Here is a 3363-nt window from a genome sequence, read left to right on the forward strand (position 1 = left end):
TCACACCTTAGGTGAGCGATAGGTCTTCCATTTACTACACAACTGTAGCATTCTGTCGGTATGGCACTTCGCAAGCAGCGCGAGATCACTCCCGCCGAGGACTACGGCTTCTTCGGCCCCGACTCGGTCGCCTGGAAGGTGTGGGGTTACCCCACCTCCCTGACCATCGGCTTCAGCCGGGCCGTCGTCGTCGAGGAGCTCGACCCGAACCTCGTCGCCTCCGTCGACCGGACCCAGGACATCTACAAGCGCCCCAAGACCCGCTACGACCGCACCATCCACTACTTCGCGCTGGTCGCCTTCGGCGACAGCCGCAGCACCAGCCGCGCCGCCGACGTCCTCGTCAAGGTGCACAGCAAGGCGATCGGCACCGAGCCGTACGGCGGCGGGCAGTACGACGCCAACGACCCCGACTCGCAGCTGTGGATCCTCGTCACGGGCTGGCACTCGGTCCTCAAGGCCTACGAGATGTACGGCCCCGGGAAGCTGTCGGAAGCCGACGAGCTCCGGTTCTGGGAGGAGTGCGCGATCGCAGCGGAGCTGCAGACCTGCAACCCCGACGACGTGCCCCGCAACCGCGCCGAGCTGCACGCCTACTACGAGCGGATGCACCCGCTGATGTCCGGCTCGCCGATCGCGCAGAAGGCGATGCACCACCTGATGGACATCGACCAGCTGGTCCAGGTGCCGCTGGTGCTGCGCCCGGCGCAGTGGGTCGTCGGCAAGTTCTTCACCGCCGGCGTGATCGCCACCCTGCCCGGCTGGATGCGCGAGATGGGCGACCTGCCGCAGCGTCGCGCTGTCGACATCGCGGTGCGCCCGATCCTGCGGGCCACCTTCATGGCGATCGCGCTGAGCAAGGGCCTGCAGCTGCGGGTCCTCGCACTGCTCTCGCCCAGCACCATCAAGGTCGTCACGCCGGTCTTCAGGGGCGTCGCGCCGGCCAACCCCGAGGTCCTCACGCCTGCCGAGGCCCGCGCCCGCTACGGCTTCGACAAGCCGGCCGAGGCGCACCTGGCGTGGCGGCAGAAGCAGCACGAGAAGGTGTTCGGCCTCGGCGAGGCGCCGAGCGATGCCGGCCTGCTCGAGTCGGAGCCGGTCCTGGGACGCCTTGCCTGAGAAGGTGGGCACAACGACGTACGACAAGGAGAAACCGTGGGACTGAATCCTGTTGCCGACATCCTCAAGCGGACCGACAAGACGCTCAAGGCGGCGGAGACCGCACTGAGCAATGTCGACCAGACGCTCGGGACCGTCGACGGCACCCTCACCGGAGTCGACGAGAAGCTCGCCACGGTCGACGCGACCCTCGCGGAGACCAAGGTGGTCCTGTCCGAGGTGCAGACGCTGCTCGGTGACCTGAACGACAAGCTGGTGCTGCTCGACGAGGTCCCCGACCTCAAGGCCAAGCTCGACAAGGTGCTGGCGGCCGTCGAGAAGGGCTGACAGGCTGGCGCGCATGCGCAGAGGCAAGGCCGAGCACGACCTGCACTGGCCGGCGAAGGGCCTGCGCGTCCTTCCCGATGCCGCGGACGTGTTCGTCGACGACCAGCAGTGGCTGGCCGCGCACGTGCATCCGCTCGTCTCGATCGACCTGGCGCGGGTGAACAAGCGATGGTCCGGCTGGATCCACCTGCTCAGTCCGATCGAGCCGGACGAGGTCACCATCGGTTGGCGCACCGCCGAGGTCGCGGCGGCCGCGGACCCGACCGGCATGCTCCGTGAGAACTGGATGCCGTTCCGGGTCGAAGGTGACCGGATGCGCTTCCTCGGCGACGAGCGCTACTTCGCTCTCTCCTACGACCGTGACGACGCCCCCATGGAGGGGCCCGCCTACGACAGACTCCGCGCCTTCGGTGAGGAGCAGGCGAGGTCGTACGACGCCACCCGGCGGTGGTTCGCCCGCAACGACACCCTGGTCCGGCTGGACCGGCGCGGCGTGGCCGCGTACGGCAACACCCGTCCGGTCCCGGTGCTGTGCCAGCTGGGTGGGGCTGCCGGCGCCGGCAACTGGGCCATGGACGACTTCCCGATCGAGCTCTCCCGCGACGAGTCCACCGCGACCCCGATGAGCCCGGCCGGCCGTCGGTTCCACTTCGTCGCCGAGGTGCCGGGCTGGCACTACCGCACGGCCGGCGCCGACGGGATCCTGTTGTTCTTCGAACCGGTCGAACGCCTGGCGCTGCTGACCTTCGACTACACCTGACCCGGACGAGCGCACGAAGGCTGGGTCAGGAGCGGATGATCCGCCGGTCGATCGCGGCCGCCACGGCGCCGGCCCGGGTGTCGACGCCGAGCTTGGTGTAGATGTGCGACAGGTGGGACTTGACGGTCGCCTCGGACACGAAGAGCTCGCGCGCCATCTCCTTGTTGCCGAGGCCGCGCGACAGCAGCTCGAGCACCTCGACCTCGCGCTCGGTGATGGTGGTGGCGCCCGGCGTCGTACGGCGGACCAGCGTGGCGGCGACGGACGGCGCGAGCACCGTGTCACCGCGGGCCGTCGCGCGGATCCCGGCGAACAGCTCCTCGGGCGGCGCGTCCTTGAGCAGGTAGCCGCGCGCCCCGGCGTCGAGCGCCCGCAGGATGTCGGACTCGGTGTCGTAGGTCGTCAGCACCAGCACCTCGGGCGGCGTCGCGAGCGCCCGCAACCGAGCAGTCACCTCGGCGCCGCTGGGCTGGCCGGCACCCAGGCTCAGGTCCATGAGTACGACGTCCGGCCGGTCCGCCGCGACCACGGCCAGCGCGCGGTCGAGTCCGTCGGCCTCACCGACCACGGACAGGTCGGCCTGTCCGTCGATGAGTGCCCGCAGCCCGGCGCGCACGACGGGGTGGTCGTCGACGAGCACGATCCGGATCACGGCGCCTCCTCCTTCGTGACCGGGAAGCGCACCGAGACAGTGGTGCCCTCGCCCGGAGCGCTCTCGACGTCGACCTGCCCGCCGAGGGACGCGGCGCGGTCACGGATCCCCGTCAGCCCGCGCCCACGGGACCCGGCGGCCCGGACGTGGTCGGGTTCGAAGCCGCGGCCGTCGTCGCGCACGTCCAGCACGACCTCGTCCTGCTGGTAGGTCAGGGTGAGCGCCACGCGGCCGGCGTCGGCGTGCTCGCGCACGTTGGCCAGCGCGCCCCGGGCCGTGCGGACGAGGGCGGACGCGACGTCCGGCGCCACCACGACCGGCGTGCCGTGGACCCGTACCTCGGTGTCGATCGCGAGTGCAGCCTGGGCAGCGGTCCGGCGCAGTGCGTCGGGGAGGGCAGCGCCCGTGGAGTCGGCGGCGAGATCGGCGGGTGCGAGGTCGCGCACCACTCGTCGTACCTCGTCCAGGCCGTCGCGGGCGGTGGCCGCGGCCGTGTGGACGTGCT

5 protein-coding genes are annotated in these 3363 nt (G+C 70.7%); 3 read left to right on the forward strand and 2 right to left on the reverse strand.

Features of this window, described 5'->3' with window-relative positions; translation table 11 throughout:
• Positions 1-60 precede the first annotated feature (60 nt).
• The 3 genes from ACOADB_RS13105 to ACOADB_RS13115 are packed head-to-tail and all read left to right on the forward strand — an operon-like array spanning position 61 to position 2206.
• The gene (locus ACOADB_RS13105) at positions 61-1119 is read left to right on the forward strand and encodes an oxygenase MpaB family protein (RefSeq protein ID WP_378599176.1); all 1059 of its coding nucleotides are present in this window, start codon (positions 61-63) and stop codon (positions 1117-1119) included.
• A gap of 36 nt (positions 1120-1155) precedes the next feature.
• A complete protein-coding gene (locus tag ACOADB_RS13110) occupies positions 1156-1446 on the forward strand; it encodes a hypothetical protein (RefSeq protein ID WP_378599178.1) in 291 nt (96 codons plus the stop codon).
• 13 nt (positions 1447-1459) lie between these two features.
• Entirely contained in the window at positions 1460-2206 is a 747-nt protein-coding gene (locus ACOADB_RS13115) for a hypothetical protein (RefSeq protein ID WP_378599181.1), read from the forward strand.
• Between the two features lie 25 nt (positions 2207-2231).
• Here ACOADB_RS13115 and ACOADB_RS13120 read toward each other — a convergent pair whose 3' ends face one another.
• Both ACOADB_RS13120 and ACOADB_RS13125 read right to left on the reverse strand, forming a co-directional pair.
• Positions 2232-2858, reverse strand: a complete 627-nt coding sequence (locus ACOADB_RS13120) for a response regulator (protein WP_378599184.1) — start codon at positions 2856-2858, stop codon at positions 2232-2234.
• Positions 2855-3363: sensor histidine kinase (locus ACOADB_RS13125; protein ID WP_378599187.1), on the reverse strand; the 509-nt coding region annotated here is incomplete at its 5' end. The genes ACOADB_RS13125 and ACOADB_RS13120, both read right to left, overlap by 4 nt.

Origin of the sequence: Nocardioides sp. CPCC 206348 (genome assembly GCF_048654705.1) — a bacterium.
Classification (GTDB): Bacteria; Actinomycetota; Actinomycetes; order Propionibacteriales; family Nocardioidaceae; genus Nocardioides.